The sequence below is a fragment of the Streptomyces hilarionis genome (genome assembly GCF_024539675.1).
Lineage (GTDB): Bacteria > Actinomycetota > Actinomycetes > Streptomycetales > Streptomycetaceae > Streptomyces > Streptomyces hilarionis.
The window spans coordinates 1-363 of the sequence record NZ_JAHHIT010000529.1; the positions used below are offsets into that span (position 1 = coordinate 1).

A 363-nucleotide genomic window follows, 5' to 3' on the forward strand; every position below is an offset into this window, starting at 1 on the left:
TTTAACGCACAAGCTGCAAAGTTGCCGAGGGCTCTGTCCTCCGACAACCGTGTCAAACAGGTTCCCTATGATCCAAACCAAGTTTACGAGCTGGTCGGAACATACGGGTACCAAACATCTATTGAGTTCGAAGCGGATGAATTGGTCAAGGTTGTTGCACTTGGTGATACGATCTCCTGGCAAAGCATGCCATTCCGTAACCGGGTTTTCTTGAAGCCCGTGGAAGACAATGCGGACACAAACATGACGGTGATTACATCCAAACGGACGTATTACTTTCAGCTCAACAGTACGACGGCGAAAACAAGTCAGTCGTACCTGATCCGATTCGTTTATCCAACCAGCCGTGTCACATCGTATAAC

Annotated in this window: 1 protein-coding gene; it reads left to right on the plus strand. The window is 48.2% G+C overall.

All coding sequences use genetic code 11. The annotated features are described in order from the left end of the window. Positions 1–363, plus strand: a 363-nt coding sequence (locus KMS84_RS44125; RefSeq protein ID WP_256921465.1) for a TrbG/VirB9 family P-type conjugative transfer protein, incomplete at both ends; no start/stop codon positions are given.